A 24,077-nucleotide genomic window follows, 5' to 3' on the forward strand; every position below is an offset into this window, starting at 1 on the left:
AAAACCGTTGTCGGCGCTGTCGAGGGAATACATCTGCTCGGGAACGTCGTCGCCACTGTCGTGAACTGGGTGTCCTGTGGTGAGATCGCCTAGCCGGTTGGCGAATTCGATATGCTCGGCGTCCTCGAGTTGCTGTCCTCGAAAGACCAGAACCTTGAATTCCACCAACGCGGCACGGATCGCGCGGACCTGATCGTCAGTGGCCGACGCGATGTCGACACCGGAGATCTGCGCGCCGAAGTGCGGCCCGAACCGGTCGATATCGAGCTCGACGCCACTGCGCACCGTCGTAACTGAGTGGGTGGTAATGCTCATGCTGCTGCCGCCTCCTTCACCGCGTAGCCGACTTCGGCCCGCAGAGTTGCGTATTCCGGCGAGCCGCGCAGCTCGTCGGGAGTTGCCCCGTCACGTGGCAGGCTCGACGAAATATCAAGTGCCACACGGCCGGGACGTTTGGTTAGTACGACGATGCGCGAGCCCAGAAAGGCCGCCTCGTCCGCACTATGGGTGACGAACACGCTGGTCCGCCCAGATTCGACGCTCACCTGCCGCAGATCCTCCTGCAGCCGCTCACGAGTAAGCGCATCGAGAGCGGCGAATGGTTCATCGAGTAGCAGCAACGATGTCTCGGCCGCCAATGCCCGTGCTATCGCCACGCGTTGCTGCTGACCACCCGAGATCTCCCAGATACGACGGTCTCCGGTGTCGGCCAAACCAACTCGATCGAGAAGTTCGTTACGTCGTTCTGCGCGTTGAGCTTTCGGAACCTTCGCATACTTCAGTGCCAGATCGATGTTGCCGCCGACGGTTTGCCACGGAAACAGGCGCGGTTGCTGGAAGACAACACCGGAGGTAACACCCGGCACCGGACTGCCACCGGAAACCGCGACGTCACCGATGGTCGCCTGCTCAAAGCCCGCGATCAACCGCAACAACGTCGACTTACCGCACCCCGAAGCGCCGACTAGCACCAGAAACTCACCGGGCGGAACATCGAGATCAACTGGACCGACCGCGGTCACTGCGTCGGATCCGTTGCCATAAGTCTGAGATACGTTGCGAATACTGATGGATCCGCGATCAGCTCGCGGCTCCGAGAGTTCACCGACGATCTCTTTACTGAGTGAAGACACCGGGCAACCCTTTCGTGTAAACCGCCTTGTGGAAGGTCTCCAGGTTTGGCGCTGATGGAATCTGTTGTTGTGCCGCAAGAAACTGAGCAGCGGACTGTAGATTGACGGCGAGGTTGCCCGGCTTTCCGTCGGTGCCCAGCCATGTCGGGCTGGTGAGCTCGGCCACCGTGAGATATGTCCCTTGACCCAGTTGGTTTTTCGCGTCATCGACCGTAGTGCCCATCTCGGCGGCTATCGCGTCCGCCGCCGACTGCGGATCGTTCTTGATCGTGGTCAGCGCGCGCGCCTGAATCTGCCGCCAGGTGTCGACGACGTCGGGATGAGAAGTCGCGAAAGCCGTTGACACCACGCCTAAGTCGAGCGTCGGCTTACCGGCGGTCGCTAGCTGCCTGCTGGCGATGAGTGTCTTGCCACTGGCGCGTAACTTGTCCAACGTGGGGAGCCAGGTGTATACGGCATCAATATCGCCCCGGTCCCACGCGGCCAACGAAGCCTGCGGCTGAAGGTCGATGAGGTCGACGTCGGAGGCAGCGATACCAGCCTGATCGAGCGCCGCCAGCAAACTGTAGTGCGCCGTCGACGCGAATGCTGTCGCCACACGTTTGCCGCGCAGATCGGCAATCGTGTTGATACCAGCACCATTTCGGGCGACGAGTGCTTCATTGTCGCCAGCGACGTCGAGTACGAATGCCACCTGGTAGGCGATATTCAGCGACGCCGACAATCCGCGCGCCACCGGCGCCGAACCGATTGCGCCGAAGTCGATTTGGCGCGCGACGAATGCGGTGTTGACGTCGGCGCCCGAGTCGAATTTCGTCCACTTGATGTTGTACTTAGGCAGCGCCTGTTCGAGCCAGCGTTTGTTTTTGACGATGAGATCGCCACTCGGAAATGACTGGTAGGCTATACGAATCGTCGGCTTGGAACTGTCTTGGCCGGAGTGATCGATTGCGCAGCCGGCGAAAGTTACGGTGATAGCGAGAAATGCGAACAGGCTCTTGATCAGTGATTTCATTGCGGGACTAGACCTTTCCGCGCCACGGAACAGCGCGCACCTCGGCTGCGCGCAGCACACCGTCGATGATCAGCCCGGAAATGCCGATGGCGAAAATGCCGACCAATACAACGGGTGTGTTGTTGTAGTTGCTGGCGTCCTTCACGACGCCGCCGATCCCGGGGATACCGTTGAAGAGTTCGGCGGCCACCACCGATGAGTAGGCCATGCCGACCGAAAGCCTTATGCCGGTGAATGTTTCGGGAAGCGCCGACGGAATGACGACGTCGCGCACAACTTGCCGCGGCGATGCGCCGAGCGCACGCGCGGCCTCGACCAGGCCGACCGGTGCGGCGACTACAGCAGCGGTGGTCGCGACTGCGGCGGGCGGAAGCGCTGCGAGTGCGAGCAACGTGATCTTCGGAGCTTCATCGATGCCCAGCCAGATAACCAGCAGGAAGAAATACGCTAGCGGCGGTAGCGCGCGCAGGAATGTCAGCCATGGTTCCAGCAGCCGTCGAACCCAGGTGAAGGTGCCCATTGCCAGGCCGAGAAGTACGCCGAAGACGACACCGATAATCACACCGGCGAACACCCTGCGCAGGGTCATGTAGAGGTGTTCCCACAACAGGTACCCCTGGTAGCCCCGCACGCCGTCGTGCGTAGTCGACAAGTCGACGAATGCGCGCCACACGGTGCTGGGGTACGGCACAAAGGTTTCACTCCACGTGCCGCTCAGAGCAGCAAGTTCCCACACCGCCACGAATACGATCACCGACACGACCGGTAGGCCGAATTTGGCGAGCCAGCCGCGTTTGGCCTGCCTTTTTCGGGCCTTGCCGGGTCGCCCAACGTCGGGCGGCACCTGCTCGGCGATGTCGACAAATACACTCACCAGCTATTCGTACCGGCTGATCCGCGCCGTCAACATACTTTGAATCGTGGCGAGGGAAAGTCGGAGCGGCGCGGTCGCTGAATTCTGATGTCGAGGCGCTGGCGAGGGAGTATCTCCCTCGCCCAGACTGAGGAGGCAGATAGCGGCTGACTGAAACCTGCGACGTCGAGGGCGGTGAGGGACAGGTTCCCTCGCCCGGCGTGACGTCGCAGATTGCGGCCGGGCCGAAATCTGCAACATAACTGTCGCCGAGGGAACTATGCCCTCAGCCGGCCTGACGCCGCAGACTGCAGTATGACGAAACCAGATCGGCTTCCGGCGCGTCTAAAGGCGTATGGCACAAGACACTGGAGTCTATTCAACCGCCGAACTTCACTCACTCGGTGCGACCGCGGCAGACATCAGGCGCGCGGCAAAGGATCGCATCATCTTCGACTGCAGGCGAGGATGGTGGCATGTCGCGAATGCCGCGCCGCTAGCCGTCGACATCGTGAAAGCCGGCGGCGTCCTGAGTTGCCTCTCAGCCATACAGTTCTACAAGGAGACCCTCCACCCCAATCTTTATCTGCCATCCGAACCCGCAGTACCTCATGGCAGACTCAGCCGCTACGGCAAGTCCGTTGTCGATGCACCGAATATCACCTGGTGCCAAGGCCACGGTCAGCCGATGCCTCTGCGCGGCGCGGTGGATTCGCTGCCCGTCGCGCTGGGATGCGCGGTCCGCTGCCTGTCTCCGGAAAATTGGATCGCGGTATGCGACTCGATACTCCACTACACCTCGGTAACGAAGAACGATCTTCGTACACAGATGGGCCACATCTCGGCAACCGTCCAGGAGATGCTGGCCAAAAGCGATGGTCGTGCGATGTCGGGTCCCGAGTCGATTGTCCGAATCAGATTGCGCGCGTTGGGATTCGACGTCCGAGTCCAGCCGCCCATCAGCGGAGACGAACATGCCGACCTACGCATCGGCTCGCTCATCATCGAGTGCGACAGCAACACTCACCACCTCGCCGAGCGGCAAAAGCTAAGCGATTGCAGGCGCGATCGTATGACTCTCAAGAAGGGAATGATGACCATCCGCATCATGGCCTCCGAGCTCACCGACAACTGGCCTGCTGTCGTCGACGATATTCGGGCCATCACCGACCGGGACCGACACCGTCGGCCCTACCGACCCTATGCCGTCGTGCAGACGAACCGAGGCTAGCGCTGGACGCAACCTGCAACACCAGCGCATCCGAGGGAACTACTCCCCCGACCGACCTGACGACGCAGACTTCAGCCCAACTCAAACCTGCAACACCAGCGCACCCAGGGGAACTACTCCCCCAGCAGCCGCCACGACGCAGACTTCAGCCGCCTACCAACTAGTGCGCGAAATGCCTTGCGCCGGTCAGATACAACGTAATACCGGCTTCGGCAGCCGCTTCGATGACCTCGTTGTCGCGGATCGATCCACCGGGCTGCACAATCGCCTTCACGCCACCGGCGGTCAACACTTGTAGACCATCGGGGAACGGGAAGAACGCATCCGACGCCGCCACACTGCCTACCGCGCGCTCACCGGCGCGCTGCACCGCCAGATGTGCGGAGTCGACGCGATTGACCTGGCCCATGCCAACACCTACCGAAGCACCGTCACTCGCCAGCAAGATCGCATTCGACTTCACCGAACGGCATGCGCGCCAAGCGAATTCGAGGTCGGCCAACGTCGCGGCATCGACCGCTTCGCCGGTCGCCAACGTCCAATTGGCGGGATTGTCACCCTCGGCGTCGAGGATGTCGCGCTGCTGCAACAACAGTCCGCCCGACACCGGCCGCATCTCGGCACCAGCGCGCTGCGGCGGCTGCGCCCGCAATACCCGGATGTTCTTCTTGCGCGTTAACACCGACAGCGCACCATCCGCATACGACGGCGCGATGATCACCTCGGTGAAGATCTCGGCGACCTGCTCGGCCATCTCGACGCTGACCTCGGTATTGGCCGCGATCACGCCGCCGTAAGCACTAACCGGGTCGCACTCGTGGGCCTTGCGGTGCGCTTGCGCGATGTCGTCAGCGACAGCGATGCCACATGGGTTGGCGTGCTTGATGATTGCTACCGCCGGACCGTCAAAGTCGTAGGCGCTGCGCCACGCGGCGTCGGAGTCAGTGAAGTTGTTGAAACTCATCTCTTTACCGTGCAGCTGTTCGGCCGACGCTAGGCCACCGCCCGCAGCGCCGACATACAGCGCGGCACCCTGATGCGGATTCTCGCCGTAGCGCAGGACCGCGGACCGCTCCCAGGTGCCACCGATCCACGACGGGAACGGCGATGACGGTCCATCTGCCGAAACCTCGGGTGCGACAACCGAACCCATCCACGATGCCACCGCGACGTCGTAGTCAGCGGTGTGGCGGAAAGCCTTGGCCGCCAACTGCTGTCGCTGCGCCAGGGTGAACCCGCCTGCGGCGACCGCCTCGGTTACCTCGCCGTACGCGGACGGATCGACCACGACAGCGACCGACGGATGATTCTTGGCAGCGCCACGAACCATCGACGGACCGCCGATGTCGATCTGCTCGATGCACTCATCTGGAGTCGCACCCGAAGCAACCGTCGCGGTAAAGGGGTACAGATTCACCACCACCAGTTCAAATGCGGCGATTCCCAACTCGCCCAATTGATTTAGGTGGTCGTCCTTGCGAGTATCGGCCAGGATGCCAGCGTGGACGTTGGGATGCAGGGTCTTGACACGACCTTCCAGGCATTCCGGGAAACCGGTGATCTCTGACACCTCGGTTACCGGAATAGATTGGGCGGCAATGGTTTTGGCGGTCGAACCGGTCGAAACCAATTCGACTCCGGCAGCATGCAACGCGGCCGCCAGGTCGGTCAGGCCAGACTTGTCATACACGCTGATCAACGCGCGGCGCACCGGTCGCCGGGTGGGATCTGCAGCGGTAGGAGCATTCACGGAATATGGGCCTTTCGTCCGTCGGTAACAACGCCGCGCGCAGCGATTGCCGCCACCACGTCGGTAAGCAAAACGCGCTCAACAGCTTTGATGCGCTCATGCAGGGTCGCCTCGGTGTCATCTGGGCTGATGATGACCGGGGCCTGCGCCAAGATGGGGCCGGTGTCGACCCCGGCGTCGACGAGGTGCACCGTGGTTCCGGTGACCTTTGCGCCGTACGCCAGCGCGTCGGCCACCCCGCGCGCACCAGGAAATGCCGGCAGCAACGCGGGATGGGAGTTGATGATTCGCGCGGTGAAACGCGAAAGGAATTCCGCACCAAGAATTTTCATGAATCCGGCAGTCACGACGTAGTCGGGCTCATAAGCCGCGACACATTCGGTCAGTGCGCGATCCCACTCGGTTCGATCCGCGTAGTCGCCGAGGCGGACGGTTTTCACGTCGATGCCGCGCGCGGCGGCATGTTCTGCCGCATGACATTCGCGGTCGACTACCACCGCGGCCACGCGATAGGGAGAATCGTCGCCGCCCGCGACGTCGAGCAGAGCCGACATCAACGATCCAGCACCCGAAGCCAGCACGACGATAGGTGTGCGCGGACCCGTCGGCAAGGCATGGGTCAGCGCATCGGTCACCCGACTAGCTTAGAGCTTGCGCTACGAGCGTTTACCCGTGACCTCGGTTTCGTCGTCAAAGTAGTCAACGTCCTCATAATCTGCGCGGCTCAGCCCGCGTCCACGCACGCTTCGACTCGCCGACGACGTCGAATCATCGAAGATCTGCGCTGTGACCTCTTCGTCGGTCTCGTCAGCAGCTTTGGGGGTGTAGGAGTGCGGATCGAAGTCGTCCGCATCGAAATCATCGACGTAGTACTCGTTGTATTCGTCGGAGTCGTCCGACTCGTCCTCGTATTCGGCGTCCTCGTATTCGTCATACTCGTCGCCGTCATACTGAGCGTATTCAGCGCCCTCATCCTCGACGTCGTATTCGTCGTCGACGCCAACCGCGCGCGCCGCCTTCGACGCCGGCATCAGCGCGTTGACAAGCGCAACCAGTACTCCAGGCACACCGACCGCGATGAAGGTGAACACTCCCGCGACGGGCACACTCGCACCGAACGTGCCCAGCTCGCCGAGGTCACCGCTGCTCGCCCAGGTCGCCAAGACCATGATGAGGGCGGCAACGGCACCGGCAATCGCGACCAGCCGGAGGTTGCGGACCAAATCCCGGTCCCGGCAACGCCATCCGACGTAACCGCCGACCAGCGCGGTCACGACAAACCCGACCGCGGCGACCTTGCCTAGCTCTCCGTCGGGCAGCACGGCCATCAACGGCAGGGGCGGGACCGCACCCCCGTGCGCGTCGAGCAGGGTAAGCGACGCCAGCCCGACGTTGACGTCGGCACCGACAAACGCAGCCGCGCCGGCCACCGCGAGATTGGGCAGATACAGCACCGACAGGATGATCAACCCGAGATAGCCGTCGACCCCGTTCGTTTGATCAATAAGCGTGGCCACCGCGGAATGCCGCACCACCAGCATCACCGCGATGATCAAGCAGACGACGCTGATCAGGGCGAGTACCGCGATGGCGCCGAGTCGACAAGCGCGGGCGAAATCGTCGGCGCGCCCAGCGGTAAACCCGCGCGCGTGTGCCCACTCCCGCCAGCGGACACCGACGACCGCGATGGCCGTTGCCAATCCGTGGATCAGCACCGTACAACCGAATGCCGCCAACGGTGTTGGACTCTGCACCGGAAGTGTCGACTGTCCATCCATGACGACGGCCATCGCAAGGGCAGTAATCATCAGCGGGCCACCGATAGCGGCGGCGAACAACGCGCCGAGTTCGTAAATCGTCCGACGCTCGCCGATCGCGGGTTTCACCGCCTTGGCGGCGAGGACCACCAGAACGAGCGTCGGGAGCAGCGGCAGAGCGCCGAGCGTGACACCCGCGATCGTCAGCGGTACCTGATGAATGACCAGCCATGCGGACCCGATCGACGCGCCGATCCCGCCGAATCCGCCCCCGGCCGCTGCGACGGTGATCCCCACGATCACCGTTAGTCCAAGCACTACCGCGATCGGCAGACCAAAGGCGACCAGCACGAGTTCGCGCGCGGAACTCTCCGAGCCGACCACCTGCGCACGACGAACTTGCCGCAACTCACGCAGCCGCGTCGCGAGGCTCTCGGATTTTGTTTCGGCAGGTTTCGGACTCATCACCATCGAGAGTGGCATGTCGGTCCGACGACTCGAAGGGGGCGCGCCGCGCGGAACCAAGTTGTGACAGGCCGAACGCGGACAAAACAAAAGTGCCGCACGGCTATATCAACCGTGCGGCACCCTTAAGACGAGTGTCAGTCCCTATTGAAGACTGTCGTCGCGTTACCCGAATTGTCGGCGGGCGGGTCCGTCGGCGACTGACCGGCCCCCTGCTCCGACGCGGTCGGTGCGGCCGGATCGGACGCACCGAAAGCCGTCGTCGGCGCGGCAGGTTGTGGAGCTGATGTGGTGGCCGGCGCGTAGGACGTCTGCGCATACGGCGCCTGCTGCGGGTCGACCGCCGATGGCTGGCCGTAGCCCTGTGCGGGCGCTTGAGGCTGACCGTAGGTCTGCGCGGGCGCGGCGGCCCCCTGGGACTGACCGTAACCCTGAGCCTGACCGTAGCTCTGCGCCTGACCGTAGCTCTGCGCCTGACCGTAACCCTGCGCGCCCGAGTCGGTAGACGGCGTCTGCGCGGCGGGAGTTGCCGACGTCGCGGTTGCCGGAACCGCCGATGCGCCAGTGGTACTTACCGTCGAAGTACCGGCGGCAGGCGCGACCTTGACCTTCTCCAGAGCGACCAGGAGCCAGAGAATCGCGACGGCAGCAAGGAGAAGCGTGAGGAAGAGGTAGATGTAGTCCCAGAAAGTGTTGCCCGGCAAGGAAATGCCGTATGCGTCATCGCTGGACTTCACTGCTGTATGGATGACGTCATACACCTTCTGGATGAACGCCGCGACGGAGAACGCGCCCACGATCGTCGCGATAACCTTCGAGTCGATCTTGTCGCTTACCAGCGTAACCAGGGCAAGAACCGCGAGGAAGACACCTTCAGAGACGAAGAAGCCGTAGTGGAATAGACCAAGCAAGACCGTCAACCCGCTGATACCCGCCACCGCGATCGCGAGAATCTGTCCGATGTTGGCCGGCAACCCCTGGCTCGGCGGCTTCGGCGGGGCGTACCCCTGGCCGTACTGACCTTGCTGACCGTAGCCCTGCTGACCGTACTGACCCGGCTGCTGACCATAACCCTGCTGCGGCTGCTGGCCGTACTGGCCCGGCTGCTGACCACCTGGCTGCTGGCCATATTGACCGGGCTGCTGGCCGTAACCTTGCTGCCCGTATTGCTGCTGGCCGTAGCCCGACCCACCTTGCTGGTAACTCATGTTTCAGACATCTCCTGCTAGACAGTTGTGTACGGCGCACGCGCATTGCCCGGTCGCTCGACTTCGGTGACCACGCTAATACATCACCGCCGATATACGACGAATCGACGTTGTCATCCACTCAAACGACCGACCCAAAAGTACTAGATCGCTACCACTTATGTGCTGCGCCTACCTGGGCAAACCACTCAACAAGAGGGTAGTCGTCGACGGCCCGCGGGTCGATACTCACATTGTCGCGACCGGCCAGAATCGCGGTGACCGGAACTTCGAGTTTCTTCCCAGTCTTGGTGTGCGGGATACCGGGTGCCACCAACACCTCATCTGGGACGTGCCGGCGCGACAATCTGGCAGCGATGGTCGATGCAATCTTCGACGTCAACGAATCGTCGAGTCTCGCGCCGGGAACCAGCGTGACGAATAGCGGCATCCAGTACTTGCTGTCCGGGCCATCCACCCCAAGTACAAAAGCCTCGGCGATCTCATCGAGCCCCTCGACCACCTCGTAGATATCCGCCGACCCCATCCGAATCCCGTGCCGGTTCAACGTCGCATCGCTGCGGCCGTGAATGATCAGCGAACCGCGTTCGGTCACCGTCACCCAATCACCATGACGCCACACGGAATTCGACGGCGCGCTCGCTCCGCTCCCGGCGCCGCTCACATTCGGCCCGCTCGCTCCGCTCCCGGCGCTCGCAACATTCGGCCCGCTCGCTCCGCTCCCGGCGCCGGGCCACTCGTGGGCGAAATACGCATCCCGATAACGAGTGCCGTCGTCGTCATTCCAGAAGTAGATCGGCATCGACGGCATCGGCTCGGTGATGACCATTTCGCCCACCTCGCCGCGCAAACTGGAGGTGTCGGGTGCCCAACTATCCAGTGCGACACCCAGATAGCGCACCGACAGTTCGCCCGCCACCACCGGTATACCGGTTGATCCACCGGCGAAGGCCGACACCACATCGGTCCCGCCGCTGATCGACGACACCGGCAGCCCCGACTTGACGTTCTCGTCAACCCACCCGAAAAGGTCTGCGGCCAAGGTAGATCCGGTACTGCCGAGGCACCGCAGTGCCGACAGGTCGTGGTCGGTCCCAGGGCGCAACCCCGCCTTCCGCGACGCCTGCAACTGTCCCGGACTCGTACCGAAATACGTGACGCCTTCATCCGCGACGAGCGACCACATCCGGTCGGCATCCGGATAGAGCGGCGAGCCGCTATACGTGACTATCCTTGCGCCGCAAAGTAACCCGGCGACTTGGAAATTCCACATCATCCAGCTGAGCGCGGTCTGCCAGAAGAACACGTCACCAGACGTCAGGTCACCGTGCAGCCCAGCAGCTTTGAGGTGTTCGACGACAACACCACCATGACCGTGCACGATCCCCTTCGGTTTGCCGGTCGTCCCCGAACTGAACAACACCCACAGCGGGTGCGCGAACTCAACCTTCTCCGTCACCAGCGATGCTCCGCGGTGTGTTTGCGCCAATGCGGCATAGGACACCACCGGCACGCGCCAATCACCGTATTCCGCACCGACATTCACTACCAAGGTCACGGTGCCGAGAAGATCGGCGAGAGCCGCGTTGTCGGCACTCTTCTCGATCTGCTTGCCGTTATAGCGGTAACCGTCCGCGGTGAAGAGCACCTTGGGTGACAGTTGTGCCATCCGTCCGGCGGCTCCCTCGGGCGCGTAATCGGCACCGCATCCAGAGAAGATCGCACCGATCGATGCCGTAGCGAAAAAGGCGACAACGGCTTCGGGGATATCGGGCAGATAGGCGCAAACCACGTCGCCAACGCCGACACCCGCCCGACGCAACTCCTGTGCCACCTCAGCGATTCGATTCGGCAGCTCCGCCCAACCGATTTCGGTTCGTGCGCCGCTCTCGTCGAGTCCGACGATCGCCGCACCGGCCAGCCCAGCATGCGCGACCACCTGATCGACGTAGTTCAGTCGGATCTTCGGAAACCATTGGGCACCAGGCATAGTCGAGTCGGCAAGCACATCCGACGCCGCCGGTCCCAGCGGAACAGTGGCGTGATCATCAAGGCCGTAGAAATCCCAAACCGCCCGCCAGAAGCCGGCCAAGTCTTCGATCGACCAACGCCACAGGGCGTCGTAACCATCCAATCGACGACCGGTCCGCTCCGACGCCAGTTCGGCGAACCTCTCCATCTGGGTCGTCATCACTCCAGCCCAAGCAATTCGACTGCCTCGGTACGCATTTGCACTTTCCGAACCTTGCCGGTGACGGTCATTGGAAATTCGTCGACCACCCGGACATATCTCGGAATCTTGTGTCGCGCGATCTGGCCGTCGGCGAACGTTCGCAGATCCTCGACGGTGAAGTCGGCGACACCATCCCGCAGCCGCACCCACGCCATCAATTCCTCGCCGTACTTGGCATCGGGTACACCGATCACCTGCGCATCGAGAATATCTGGATGAGTGTAGAGAAATTCTTCGATCTCACGGGGATAGATATTCTCGCCACCACGGATCACCATATCTTTGATTCGTCCGGTGATTTGTACATAGCCGTTGTCGGCCAGCACCGCGATATCTCCGGTGTGCATCCAACCTTCGGCATCGAGGACCTCGGCGGTCTTCTCCGGCTGATTCCAATACCCTTGCATCACACTGTATCCGCGGGTGCAGAATTCGCCGGGAGTACCCCGTGGCACCGTCTCACCGGTGACCGGATCGACGACTTTGATTTCCAAATGCGGGCCAACGCGCCCAACCGTGGTAACTCTCAATTCCAACTCGTCATCGGCTCGGGTCTGGGTGGAGACCGGCGAGGTCTCCGTCATCCCGTAGCAGATCGACACCTCGCTCATATGCATACGCTCGACGACTTGGCGCATAACCTGCTCGGGACACGGCGATCCGGCCATGATTCCGGTGCGCAGGGTGGTCAGGTCGTAGTCGTCGAAGTTGGGTAGCGATAGCTCCGCGATGAACATCGTGGGCACACCGTAGAGGCTGGTGCACTGATACTTCTCTACCGCAGAAAGTGTGGCCGCCGGATCGAAGGCCGGCGCCGGAATGACCATCGCCGCACCGTGACTCGTCGCAGCAAGGTTGCCCATCACCATCCCGAAACAGTGATAGAACGGCACCGGCAGACAGACTCGATCAGCGTCGGTGTAGTTGATCAGTTCTCCGACGAAGTATCCGTTGTTCAAGATATTTCGATGGGTCAGCGTGGCCCCCTTGGGCGCGCCGGTAGTTCCGGAGGTGTACTGGATGTTGATCGGGTCATCCGGATGTAACGACGCTGCGCGCGCCGCGACCGCACCACGTTCATCGGCTGACGGATCAGTAAGCAGCGCTTGCCATTCCGCTGACTCGAAGATGACAACAGAAGTAAGATTCGGCACCGATGTCCGTGCGCGCTCGAGCATTCCGGGGTAATCGGAATCTTTGAACCTGGGGGCTGCGAACACCGTCGTGATTCCCGATTGGCCCAGAGCGAAATCCACCTCCGTCTGCCGGTAGGAGGGGTTGATATTGACCAAGATCGCGCCGATGGCCGCCGTCGCGTACTGCACCATCGTCCACTCCGATCGGTTAGGCGACCACACGCCCACCCGGTCTCCCTTGGCGATGCCGGAACGCAGCAGCCCCGCGGCCAATGCCTCTACCTCCCGGTGTAATTCGCGATAGGTCCACGTCCGGCCACTCGCGGCCTCGGCCAACGCCAGGTTGTCCCCGAATTTCGCGGCGGTCGCAGAGAAGTTGTCATAGATGGTGTCATCTAGCAGTGCCGGTCCAGCTGCGGCCTGTGCGTACGATGGCTCCGGAGTGGTGGGGGTCTGCGCGATCATATTCCAAGCCCTATCCGATCAGAGTGGTGAGTGGCGAGTTAGGTCACCGTGTTGTTGATGCGGGCGAGTACGCTCTCGGCCTGCCGAAGCACCGGACCGTCAATCATCTGACCGTTCAGACTAAACACACCGGGCGCGTCTTTCGCAGCGGCCAATATTTCACGCGCCCAAGAGATTTCATCGTCGTCGGGACGATATCCGGAGCGGATGATCTCGACTTGTGAAGGATGTATCACCGCGGTCGCGGTATATCCGAGCGCTACCGCGTCGCGAACTTCGGCGCTCAGGCCGTCGACGTCATCGATGTCCAGATGTACCGCGTCGATGGCAAATCGCCCATATGCGGCCGCGGCAAGACGGACCGATGCCCGGACGTGCCGCGCAACGTCGCGATATGTTCCCGGCCGTTGTTCTCCCGCCCCGAACCGACTCGACTTTCCACCCAGCCCGGCGATGAGATCCTCTGCGCCCCACATCAATCCGATACAGTTGGCAGCGTCGGCGATCTCGTTCACACGCACCGCGCCAAGCGGAGTCTCGATGAGCGCTATCGACTGGAGGCCGGTTGCGATAACCGACTCGGGCGTCTCGGCCTTGGCCACCATGACCACTCGGTAGTCGGTGTCGGCAATAGCCGCGAGGTCGCGGCGATGGTCACCGGTGGCCGGTGGATTGATTCGGACGATAACCCGATCCGGATCAAGGGGGTTGGCCACCAGTGCTTCACGGGCAGCCTGCCGATTCTCGGGCGCCACAGCATCTTCGAGGTCGAGGATGACCGCGTCGGCACGTTCGAGTGCCTTGTTATAGCGATCCGGACGATCCGCGGGGCAGAACAGAAGAGCCGGGCCCGGCGGTAACCAAGCGTTGGCTCCGGTGGGCGTTCCTGCGATGGACACCGATCAATTCCCTTCGACGGTGGAGGTGGGACGTTTACGCACCAGGGTGGCACGCGCCGCACGGGCGACGACGACGCCATCCTGATTGCGACCGATGTGCACCAGGTTGACCACGCCCTCTCCGGGGCGTGACTTCGACTCCCGTTTGCTCACGCATTCGGTTTCCGCGTATAACGTATCCCCGGCGAAAAGCGGTGCGGGAAAGGCGACTTCGGAGAAGCCCAGGTTTGCGACCAAGGTGCCCTGGGTCAATTGCGACACCGACAGTCCGACGATGGTAGACAACGTGAACATCGAATTGATCAGACGCTGTCCGTCAAAGCCGGACTGTTGTGCCGACCAGGCCGCGTCGAGATGTAAGGCCTGGGTGTTCATCGTCAAAGTAGTGAATAGGACGTTGTCAGCCTCGGTGACGGTGCGGCCGGGACGATGCTCATAGATCGAGCCCTCGTCGAATTCCTCGAACCACAAGCCACGCTGTGTGATTCGTTTCGATCGTCCGCCGGCACCGGGCGCACTCACGCGAAACCCAATTCTCGTGCGATAAGCATGAGTTGCACCTCGGTGGTGCCCTCACCGATTTCGAGTATCTTCGAGTCGCGGTAGTGCCGGGCTACCGGATACTCATTCATGAAGCCGTAGCCGCCATGAATCTGGGTCGCCATGCGCGCATTGTCCATCGCGGCCTCGGACGAGATCATCTTGGCGATCGACGCTTCCTTTTTGAACGGCTTGCCCGCCAACATCTTTGCCGCGGCGTCGTAGTAGGCGGTCCGCGCGACGTGGGCGCGAGCCTCCATCCGCGCGATGGCAAAAGAAATCGACTGGTAGTCGCCGATCGCCTTGCCGAAGGACTGACGTTCCTTGGCGTACTTCACCGATTCGTCGACACAGCCTTGAGCTACGCCCGTGGCGAGCGCGGCAATCGCGATTCGCCCCTCGTCAAGGATGTTGAGGAAGTTAGCGTATCCACGCCCGCGCTCACCCAGCAGATTCCCCTTGGGAACGCGGACATCGGAGAACGACAGCGGGTGCGTGTCCGAGGCGTTCCAGCCAACTTTGTTGTAGGCCGGTTCAGCGACGAATCCGGCTGTACCACTGGGCACAATGATCGTCGAGATCTCTTTGCGACCGCCCGATGCTGGCGCCCCGGTTACCGCGGTAGCCGTCACCAACGAGGTGATGTCGGTGCCGGAGTTGGTGATGAATTGCTTGGCGCCATTGATGACCCACGAGTCACCGTCGTCGCTGGCGGTGGTCGCCGTGGCGCCGGCGTCGGATCCGGCACCCGGCTCGGTGAGCCCGAAGCCCGCCAACGCCTTACCAGCCACGAGGTCGGGAAGATAGGTGTCCTTCTGCTCTTGGTCGCCGAACTTATAGATCGGCATAATGCCAAGGCCCACACCGGCTTCGAGCGTAATCGCCACCGATTGATCAACCTTGCCCAACTCTTCGAGAGCGAGGGCAAGACCGAAGTAGTCACCACCCTGACCGCCGATTTCCTCGGGGAAAGGCAGTCCGAACAGACCCATCTGGCCCATTTGCGCGACCACCTCATACGGAAAGCTGTGCTCCGCATCGTGTTTGGCGGAGACCGGCGCGACCACCTGCTGTGCGAAATCGCGGACGCTGTCTCGGAGGTCGGCGTATTCCTGGCTCAATTCCATTGCGTTGCTATGCCTTCTCTTCCTGGGTTTCCGATTCACTCGGGACAGTTGCCTGCACGTGCGCTACTAGCTGATTGGCCTTGACCTTGTCGCCGACGGCAACTTTGACCGCGACGAACCCGGCAGTCGGCGCCGTCAACGCGTGTTCCATCTTCATCGCCTCAACGACGACGACGACTTCCCCAACGCCCACGTCGGCGCCATCGACCGCGGGCACCGCGACAACCGTGCCCGGCATCGGCGAGGTTATGTCGCCGGCGTGCTCAGCGTCGGCGTCATCAGCGAGCACATGTACTGGTCGCAGTATCCAGGTGCCGGTCGGCCCGGCGACCCAGGTCGCGGCGTCGTCGTCAACGGCGAGCGACCACTGCGCCGTGAGACCGTCGACGGTAAGTTGCGCGTCGGTCGCCGATACCGTTGCCGACCAAGATGATTCGTCGCCGGCAGTGATCGTGGCGGACGCTCCAGTGGCCTCGGGGACGAGTTCAGAGACGAATGTGCGCGCGCCGTCGGTGACGGTATGGCGCAGGGTGGCGGTGTCCCCGATGCGCCAACCGATGGCGGTATGCCACAGGCCGTGGTCTCGATACACCGGCTCGGCTAGCGCCTCGCCGGCACTCGACCAACGGCGAGAAGACGTCCCGGCGGACACGGTCTCCCCGGCACTCGTCCAACAGGTTAACCCTGTCTGGTGCAGCGCGACCAGCGCCACCGCAGCCGGATCCGTTGCGGGAGCCGCGTAGTCAACGACCAGCCGATCGAGCAACTCGGTATCAAGCTCAGCTTCCGCTACCTCTGGACGAGCGAGCACAAACCTGCAAAAGTCGATATTCGTCCCGACCCCGAGCACGTGGGTCTTCGACAACGCGGCGTCGAGACGGGCCAACGCGGTCGCCCGATCATCGCCGTAGGCAACGATTTTCGCGAGCATCGGGTCATAGTCGGAGCCGACGACCAATCCGTCACGCATCGCTGAATCGGCTCGTACCGACGACCCCGTCGGTATGTTCGGTGTCACCGGATGACGCACGGTGACGATGGTGCCGCCGGTCGGCAAGAACCCGGCGGCCGGGTCCTCGGCGTACACCCGAGCCTCGACCGCATGGCCGGTCAGTCGAATATCGCTCTGCGACAACGACAACCGCTCACCGGACGCGACCCGCAACTGCTGTTCCACCAGATCGACACCGGTAACCATCTCGGTTACCGGATGTTCCACCTGCAGACGCGTATTCATCTCCATGAAGAAGAACTCGTCGGGCCGGTGCGCGGACACGATGAATTCGACTGTGCCAGCACCAACGTAAGAGACACTGCGAGCGGCGTCGCATGCGGCCTCCCCGATGCGCTCGCGCGTCGCAGCGTCTAACAGCGCCGACGGCGCTTCTTCGATCACCTTCTGATGACGACGTTGCAACGAGCATTCACGCTCGCCGAGATGGATGACAGAGCCGTACTTGTCGGCGAGGATCTGCACCTCGATATGTCGTGGCGTGTCAACGAAATGCTCGAGGAATAGGGTGTCGTCGCCGAAGGCGGCAGCCGCTTCACGGCGTGCCGTGGCGAGCGCGCGCGGCAGCGCATCGGCCGTTTCGACGCGATGCATACCTTTCCCACCGCCGCCCGCGGACGGTTTGATGAGAACCGGGAAGCCGATCTCCGGTGCGGCGGTGATCAATTCATCATCGGTCAGTCCCGGCCGGGAAAGCCCCGGCACCACCGGGACACCGCGTTCGACGACGGCCGCACGAGCGGAGATCTTGTCCCCCATCGTCGCGATCGCTGACGCGGGTGGCCCCAAGAAGATGATCCCGGCATCATCGAGTGCGGCCGCGAATTGCTGGTTCTCGGAGAGGAATCCGTAACCCGGATGCACCGCGTCCGCACCGGAGCGCCGTGCGGCGTCGACGACGGCGTCGATACTGAGATAGCTCTCGACAGCGGGCGGCGGCCCGATACGAACCGAAATGTCGGCATCGTGCACGTGCTGAGCGTTCGCATCGGCGTCTGAGTAGACGGCGACGGACTCGATACCGAGGCGGCGCAATGTGGCGATTACCCGGCAGGCGATCTCACCACGATTGGCGATAAGGACGCGGCGAATAGATTTCGTAGAAGTCGAAGTAGAAGTCGAAGTCATGTCATCACATCCGGAATACGCCGTAGCCGGCATCGGCTAGTGGCGCGTATCGGGTTGCCTCCAAAGCTAATCCAAGAATCGTGCGGGTATCGGCCGGGTCGATGATGCCGTCATCCCACAGTCGAGCGGTGGAATAGTAAGCATCCGACTGCTTCTCGAACTGTTCGCGAATCGGCGCCTTGAACGCCTCTTCGTCGGAGGCCGACCATTCGTCCCCGGAGCGCTCAATCTGGTTGCGGCGCACTGTTCCCAGCGTATCGGCGGCCTGTGGGCCGCCCATCACCGAAATCCGCGCGTTGGGCCACATCCACAGAAAGCGGGGCGAGTACGCGCGACCGCACATCGAATAGTTGCCTGCCCCGAATGACCCGCCGATCATCACGGTGAGTTTTGGAACGCGTGCACACGCAACGGCGTTGACCATCTTGGCGCCGTTCTTGGCGATGCCGCCTTCTTCGTATTCGCGGCCAACCATGAACCCGGTGATGTTCTGCAGGAACACCAGCGGGATACGGCGTTGGTCGCAGAGTTCGATGAAATGGGCACCCTTGAGCGCGGATTCGGAAAACAACACCCCGTTGTTGGCGACGAAACCAACCGGGTGGCCGTCGATCTTGGCGAAAGCGGTCACCAGCGACGTACCGTAATTCGCCTTGAATTCCGTGTATTGCCCACCGTCGCTGAGGATTTCGATGACTTCCCGGACATCGTAGGGTGTGCGCGAATCGGTTGGCACGACGTCGTAGAGATCGCTCTGCGGACGCGACGGCTGCGCCGGTGGCGACACTTCCCATTGCGCTGGTTCACGCGGGCCGAGAGTTGCGACGATCTCGCGCACCTTCGCCAACGCCTGCTCGTCATTGTCGACGAGATGATCGGTGACGCCCGAGACCGACGAGTGCATCGCACCGCCACCCAGATCCTCCGCGCTCACGTCCTCACCGGTGGCCGCCTTCACCAGCGGCGGACCGGCCAGGAAGATCGTTCCCTGATTGCGGACGATCACGGTCTCGTCGCTCATCGCGGGAACATAGGCACCGCCGGCAGTCGACGAACCCAGCACCGCGGCGATCTGCGGAATACCGTTGCGGCTCAAATTGGCCTGGTTGAAGAAGATCCGCCCGAAATGATCCCGGTCCGGAAACACCTCGTCCTGCTGCAGCAACATCGCACCGCCTGAGTCGACCAGGTAGATACAGGGCAGTCGGTTGGCGGCGGCGATCTCCTGCGCGCGCAGGTGCTTCTTGACAGTCACCGGGTAATAGGTGCCTCCGGATACGGTGGCGTCGTTGGCGACGATCATGCACTCACGTCCACTGACCCGACCGACGCCCGCGATGACTCCCGCGGACGGCGCCTTGCCGCCGTACATCTCGAAGGCGGCCAGCGGGGCGACTTCCAGAAAGGGCGAGCCCGTGTCAAGGAGTAGATCCACCCGGTCGCGCGGTAGCAGTTTGCCGCGAGAGGTATGACGCTCGCGGGCCTTGGCGCCACCACCGGCCGCCGCTTCGCGTAGCCGCTCGCGCAAGGTGCCCACGTTGGCGAGGTGCGTCGACCTGTGTCCCGACGCCGACGCCGACGCCGGGAGCGGAGCGAGCGGGTCGTCATGTCCCGGGAGCGGGTCGTCGAATGTGCTGGCCACCGAAAACCTTTCAGTTACTAGTGATTAACTGAATGCAGTGTAGGTGACTGCCACCACACTTGTCACCTAGAACGATAATTCTTCCATCCGGCGTGACGCTGCTCACGTTCTTTTACTAGTCTGGTGGATGGATCGCATACCCCGCGGTCCACCACAGCCCGCTCCGCGACGCGCCCACCACCCTCTGGGTCGCCGACGTCGGGGCCATAACGAAGGCCAGGTAATCCCATGACCCTCGCTGATGATCGCGCACGCCGCGCCCACGCGACCGCCCCCATCGACGCCGCGTCAGGCGGCTCCTTTTCCCTTGATGATCGCTATACACGCGAGTCGGGAACCATCTATCTCACCGGTATCCAAGCCCTGGTCCGCATGGTCCGCGACCGTGCCATCGTCGACCGCGCGTCGGGGCTGCGAACCGCGTCGTTCATCTCCGGGTACGAGGGTTCGCCCCTCGCCGGCTACGACCTCGAAATCGCGCGACGCCGCAAATACCTCGACCCCTACGACATCACACACCGCCCCGGACTCAACGAAGAACTCGCGGCGACGTCGGTGATGGGTTCGCAGGTCGCCGCCCGCGTCGGCCATCTGGCCGCCGACGCTTCTGGGGCGCATCGCGATGGTGTCGTCGGGTATTGGTACGGCAAGGCGCCCGGCCTCGACCGCGCAACAGACGCGCTGCGGCACGCCAATATCATCGGCACCCATCCCAACGGGGGCGCGGTGGCCCTCGTGGGCGATGATCCCGGTGCCAAATCGTCGACCGTGCCGTGCGCATCGGAGATGGCGCTCGCCGACCTGTATATGCCGATCCTCTATCCCGCCGACAGCGCCGACATCCTGGATTTCGGGGTACACGCCGCTTTGATGAGCCGCGTGTCGGGATTGTGGACATCACTCAAGATCTCCGCGCACGTAGCCGACGGCGCATCGACTGCCGCAGTCGACCCCGACGGCATCGTCGCCGAGTACGGCAGTCTCGGTACCAGTCCGCATATCCCGAGCGGACGACTACTCGGCGCGAATCTTATGGAGCTGGAACAGAATCAGCTGACCATCCGGCTCCCGCGCGCCCTCGAATACGCGAGGCTAAACGGCCTGAATCAGATCGTCGCGCATACCGCCGACGACCGAATCGGCATAGTAGCGGCCGGAAAAACCTACCTCGACATGCGAGAAGCATTGCGGCTCATAGGAATATCCGATTCCGACCTGGCCCGCCTCGGCATCCGCATCCTCAAACTCGGCATGGTTTATCCGATCGAACGTGGCATTCTCGATCGGTTCATCGCTGGACTCGACGAGGTGATCGTCGTGGAGGAGAAGCGCGATTTCATCGAAACCATGATGCGCGACATACTCTTTCGACGTCCTGACGCCCCCGCCATCGTCGGTAAGAATCACGAGGACGGCTCGACGCTGTTCTCCCGATTCGGCGAACTGGACGTCGATGCCGTCACGCGCGGGATGGCGTCGCGACTCGGCGGCCACCACCACATCGAATCGGCACAGCGCTGGCTGGATGACCATATGAACCGCCGGGAGCGGATCAATCTGCCGTTGGCGGTACGCACACCGTATTTCTGCTCGGGATGTCCGCATAACAGCTCCACCAAAGTTACCGACGACACACTCGTCGGCGCTGGAATCGGTTGTCACGCAATGGTTCTACTGATGGACCCGCAGCAGGTCGGTGATGTAGCGGGCGTCACCCAGATGGGCGGCGAAGGTGCGCAGTGGCTAGGCATGGCGCCATTCGTGGACGAGAAACACTTCGTGCAGAACGTCGGCGATGGCACATTCATGCATTCTGGATCCCTCGCCCTGCGCGCGGCGGTGGCATCCGGCGAGAACATCACCTACAAACTCCTGTTCAACGGGACGGTGGCGATGACCGGCGGACAAGACCCGGTCGGAGAGATGGATCTGCCGCAGATAGTGAATCTGCTTCTGGCAGAACGAGTTGCCAAGGTAGTTGTGACGTCGGACGATCCCGGCCGCACGCGTGCGCTGGGCCTGCCCGGCAGTGTTGAAGTACGCCACCGCGACGACATGCTCGACATCCAGACCGAGTTGGCGTCGATACCTGGTGTCTCGGTACTCGTCCACGATCAACACTGTGCCGCGGAGAACCGTCGCAAGCGCAAGCGCGGGACCGTCGCGACTCCCACGCAGCGCGTGATGATCAACGAACGCATCTGCGAGGGATGTGGCGATTGCGGCGAGAAGTCGAATTGCCTTTCGGTGCATCCGGTTTCGACTGAGTTCGGCCGAAAGACGCATATCGACCAGAGTTCATGCAACTTCGACTTCTCCTGCCTGAAAGGTGACTGTCCGGCTTTCGTGACCGTCACGCCCGGCTCGCAGCGAGCCAGGGACCGGGTCCCCGCGTTGGCGGCAGCGCTGCCCGAACCAGACCGATCCCCCATCGCGACAGGGAATTTCACCATCCGGGTCACCGGGATCGGCGGCACCGGAGTCGTGACGGTGTCGCAGGTCCTCGCCACCGCCGCGGTTCTCGACGGACACTGTGCGCGCACCGTTGATATGACCGGCCTCGCACAGAAGGGCGGCGCGGTGGTCAGCGACCTAAAAGTGTCCGCGGAGCCGATCGAGCAGGCTGCCAAGATCGCCAGCGATGACTGCGACGTATACCTTGCGTGCGACCAACTCGTTGGCGCCGATCCGGCGAATCTAAAGGTGGCATCGGCGTCGAAGACGGTTGCGGTGGTATCGACGGCCAAGGTGCCGACGGGTTCGATGGTGGTCGACACTCGCGTCGGCTTTCCGGCTGCGACACAGGTGCATTCGTCGATCGACGCCCGTGTCGCGCGGGCCGTGTACCTGAACGCTGCCGCACTCTCGGAGGAGCTGTTCGACGACGAGCAATACGCGAACATGATGATGGTCGGAGCGGCGTATCAGACCGGGGCACTGCTGATCTCAGCGGAGTCGATCGAGCGGGCCATCGAACTCAACGGCGTCGCCGTCGAGGCGAATGTCCAGGCGTTCCGGCGAGGGCGCCAAGCCGTCATCGACCCGGACGGGGTTGCGGCAGCGGCCGATTCGGTCCGGGTCAGCGTCCCGGAGTACACGCCGTCGGCTGCGGCGACACGTGCTTCCGCGGAGTTCGACGGCGAGCTGGCGGCGACGGTGACGCGCCGCTACGACGAGCTGATCGCGTACCAGAACGAGGAATACGCGCGGACCTATCTAGCCGATGTCACTCGGGTACATCTAGCCGGCCTGGGCGAAGAGTTCACGATTGCGTTGGCACGCAACCTGTTCAAGTTGATGGCGTACAAAGATGAGTACGAGGTGGCCCGACTTACCGGCGATGCGGCCTTCGCGGCCGAGGTGGCCGATACCTTCGGAGCCGATGCCAAGGTGGCGGTCCGGTTACATCCACCAACACTGCGCGCGATGGGTATGCGCGAGAAGATGTCGCTGGGTCGCTGGGCTAAACCCGGACTGACCGGCCTCGCGAAGATGAAGCGACTGCGCGGGACAGCACTCGATCCGTTCGGGCACACCGAGATTCGGCGCACCGAGCGAGCGCTCGTCGTCGAATATCGCGCGGCGATCGACCAGCTCCTGGCGCGATTGGGAACGTCGCCGAGTCCGCAACAGGTGGCCGCGGCGACGGCGATCGCCGAACTGCCTGACATGGTCCGTGGCTACGAGGGCGTGAAGATGGCCAACGTCGAGCGATACCGGGCCGAACTCGACCGTCAACTCACGGCACTCGGCTAGAACTACTGGAACTGTCCCCGTGGCGCTCGCAGACGGCGATATAGCGTCTGCTCGCGTCACGGGGACAGTTCCAGTTGTCAGTAGCCCCGGTTTGTCAGTAGCTCCGATTGCCTAGTGCCCCATCGCTACCGCGCCTTCGGGGGTATCGGGCAACTTGCCGCTGCGCATCACCACTCCAGCCACCACGCCGCCGATCGCGAAGATCGCCGCGGCCCACCAGAACGCGGTGGTGTAACTGGCCACCGCCGCCTGTGCGGCGAGCGCGGGTGCGGCCAGTGTCGCGTGGCTTGTCGTGAATGACGTTGCGGCACTTGCCGCGATGGTGGACAGCAGCGCAGTTCCTACCGAGCCGCCAACTTGCTGCATCGTGTTGACAGTTGCCGAGGCGACGCCGGCGTCGTCCGAGGAGACACCGGAGATCGCGCCCTGCATGGCCGGCGCCATCGACAGGCCCAGACCGAAACCGATCACGAGCAGACCCGGCAAGACATCGGTGGAGTACGCCGACGTCGCCGTGAGCTGTGCCAGCCAGACCATGCCCGCCGCGGCGATGAACATGCCCGACGCCGCCATCCACCGAGGTCCGAACCGCGGCAACAGAAGTGCGGTGGCCAGCGTCGACATCACGATGATCACACCGATCATCGGCAGGAAGGCCAGGCCGGTCGAGATCGGCGTGAAGCCCAGGTTTTGCTGCAGGTAGTAAGTGAGGAACAGGAAGATACCG

The 24,077-nt window shown here is 62.7% G+C and carries 18 protein-coding genes; 2 read left to right on the forward strand and 16 right to left on the reverse strand.

What is annotated here, in order from left to right:
• The 4 genes from GOEFS_RS08560 to GOEFS_RS08575 form a co-directional block, all read right to left on the reverse strand.
• A partial coding sequence (locus GOEFS_RS08560) for a TauD/TfdA dioxygenase family protein (protein WP_007317499.1) occupies positions 1-315 on the reverse strand: 315 nt, incomplete at its 3' end.
• Positions 312-1,133, reverse strand: coding sequence for an ABC transporter ATP-binding protein (locus tag GOEFS_RS08565; RefSeq protein WP_007317500.1), 822 nt, complete (start codon positions 1,131-1,133; stop codon positions 312-314). The genes GOEFS_RS08565 and GOEFS_RS08560, both read right to left, overlap by 4 nt.
• Positions 1,117-2,148 (reverse strand): taurine ABC transporter substrate-binding protein, encoded by a 1,032-nt coding sequence (locus tag GOEFS_RS08570; protein ID WP_007317501.1) that lies wholly within the window; start codon positions 2,146-2,148, stop codon positions 1,117-1,119. The genes GOEFS_RS08565 and GOEFS_RS08570 overlap by 17 nt, the downstream gene beginning before the upstream one ends.
• A gap of 7 nt (positions 2,149-2,155) precedes the next feature.
• Complete coding sequence (locus GOEFS_RS08575) at positions 2,156-3,022, reverse strand: ABC transporter permease (protein ID WP_007317502.1); 867 nt, start codon at positions 3,020-3,022, stop codon at positions 2,156-2,158.
• Positions 3,023-3,356: 334 nt separating this feature from the next.
• On the opposite strand from GOEFS_RS08575, the gene GOEFS_RS08580 reads away from it, so the two are divergent.
• Entirely contained in the window at positions 3,357-4,232 is an 876-nt protein-coding gene (locus GOEFS_RS08580) for an endonuclease domain-containing protein (RefSeq protein WP_007317503.1), read from the forward strand.
• Positions 4,233-4,392: 160 nt separating this feature from the next.
• Here the strand turns inward: GOEFS_RS08580 and purH are convergent, their stop codons facing one another.
• The 11 genes from purH to GOEFS_RS08635 all read right to left on the reverse strand — a co-directional run bounded on the left by purH (position 4,393) and on the right by GOEFS_RS08635 (position 19,489).
• Positions 4,393-5,982, reverse strand: a complete 1,590-nt coding sequence (gene purH / locus GOEFS_RS08585) for a bifunctional phosphoribosylaminoimidazolecarboxamide formyltransferase/IMP cyclohydrolase (protein WP_007317504.1) — start codon at positions 5,980-5,982, stop codon at positions 4,393-4,395.
• Positions 5,979-6,617, reverse strand: coding sequence for a phosphoribosylglycinamide formyltransferase (gene purN, locus GOEFS_RS08590; protein WP_007317505.1), 639 nt, complete (start codon positions 6,615-6,617; stop codon positions 5,979-5,981). The genes purH and purN overlap by 4 nt, the downstream gene beginning before the upstream one ends.
• A 21-nt stretch (positions 6,618-6,638) precedes the next feature.
• Positions 6,639-8,204 carry a cell division protein PerM gene (locus GOEFS_RS08595; protein ID WP_138917943.1) on the reverse strand — a complete coding sequence of 522 codons (1,566 nt, stop codon included), beginning with the start codon at positions 8,202-8,204 and terminating at the stop codon, positions 6,639-6,641.
• Positions 8,205-8,341: 137 nt separating this feature from the next.
• Complete coding sequence (locus GOEFS_RS08600; RefSeq protein ID WP_007317507.1) at positions 8,342-9,412, reverse strand: hypothetical protein; 1,071 nt, start codon at positions 9,410-9,412, stop codon at positions 8,342-8,344.
• A gap of 151 nt (positions 9,413-9,563) precedes the next feature.
• Complete coding sequence (locus GOEFS_RS08605) at positions 9,564-11,603, reverse strand: acetoacetate--CoA ligase (protein ID WP_040524792.1); 2,040 nt, start codon at positions 11,601-11,603, stop codon at positions 9,564-9,566.
• Positions 11,603-13,246, reverse strand: a complete 1,644-nt coding sequence (locus GOEFS_RS08610) for an AMP-binding protein (protein ID WP_007317509.1) — start codon at positions 13,244-13,246, stop codon at positions 11,603-11,605. Before GOEFS_RS08610 ends, GOEFS_RS08605 begins: the two co-directional genes overlap by 1 nt.
• 38 nt (positions 13,247-13,284) lie before the next feature.
• A complete protein-coding gene (locus GOEFS_RS08615) occupies positions 13,285-14,145 on the reverse strand; it encodes an HpcH/HpaI aldolase/citrate lyase family protein (RefSeq protein WP_007317510.1) in 861 nt (286 codons plus the stop codon).
• A gap of 3 nt (positions 14,146-14,148) precedes the next feature.
• The gene (locus GOEFS_RS08620; protein ID WP_007317511.1) at positions 14,149-14,667 is read right to left on the reverse strand and encodes a MaoC family dehydratase; all 519 of its coding nucleotides are present in this window, start codon (positions 14,665-14,667) and stop codon (positions 14,149-14,151) included.
• Complete coding sequence (locus GOEFS_RS08625; RefSeq protein ID WP_007317512.1) at positions 14,664-15,812, reverse strand: acyl-CoA dehydrogenase family protein; 1,149 nt, start codon at positions 15,810-15,812, stop codon at positions 14,664-14,666. Before GOEFS_RS08625 ends, GOEFS_RS08620 begins: the two co-directional genes overlap by 4 nt.
• A gap of 7 nt (positions 15,813-15,819) precedes the next feature.
• Positions 15,820-17,952: an acetyl/propionyl/methylcrotonyl-CoA carboxylase subunit alpha gene (locus GOEFS_RS08630; RefSeq protein WP_040524793.1), complete on the reverse strand. Its 2,133-nt coding sequence runs from the start codon at positions 17,950-17,952 to the stop codon at positions 15,820-15,822.
• A gap of 4 nt (positions 17,953-17,956) precedes the next feature.
• A complete protein-coding gene (locus GOEFS_RS08635; RefSeq protein ID WP_050949837.1) occupies positions 17,957-19,489 on the reverse strand; it encodes a carboxyl transferase domain-containing protein in 1,533 nt (510 codons plus the stop codon).
• A 333-nt stretch (positions 19,490-19,822) separates the two neighbouring features.
• On the opposite strand from GOEFS_RS08635, the gene GOEFS_RS08640 reads away from it, so the two are divergent.
• Positions 19,823-23,350 carry an indolepyruvate ferredoxin oxidoreductase family protein gene (locus GOEFS_RS08640; RefSeq protein ID WP_007317515.1) on the forward strand — a complete coding sequence of 1,176 codons (3,528 nt, stop codon included), beginning with the start codon at positions 19,823-19,825 and terminating at the stop codon, positions 23,348-23,350.
• A gap of 111 nt (positions 23,351-23,461) precedes the next feature.
• Here GOEFS_RS08640 and GOEFS_RS08645 read toward each other — a convergent pair.
• Positions 23,462-24,077, reverse strand: a 616-nt coding sequence (locus GOEFS_RS08645; protein WP_007317516.1) for an MFS transporter, incomplete at its 5' end; no start/stop codon positions are given.

The sequence above is a fragment of the Gordonia effusa NBRC 100432 genome, assembly GCF_000241305.1.
Lineage (GTDB): Bacteria > Actinomycetota > Actinomycetes > Mycobacteriales > Mycobacteriaceae > Gordonia > Gordonia effusa.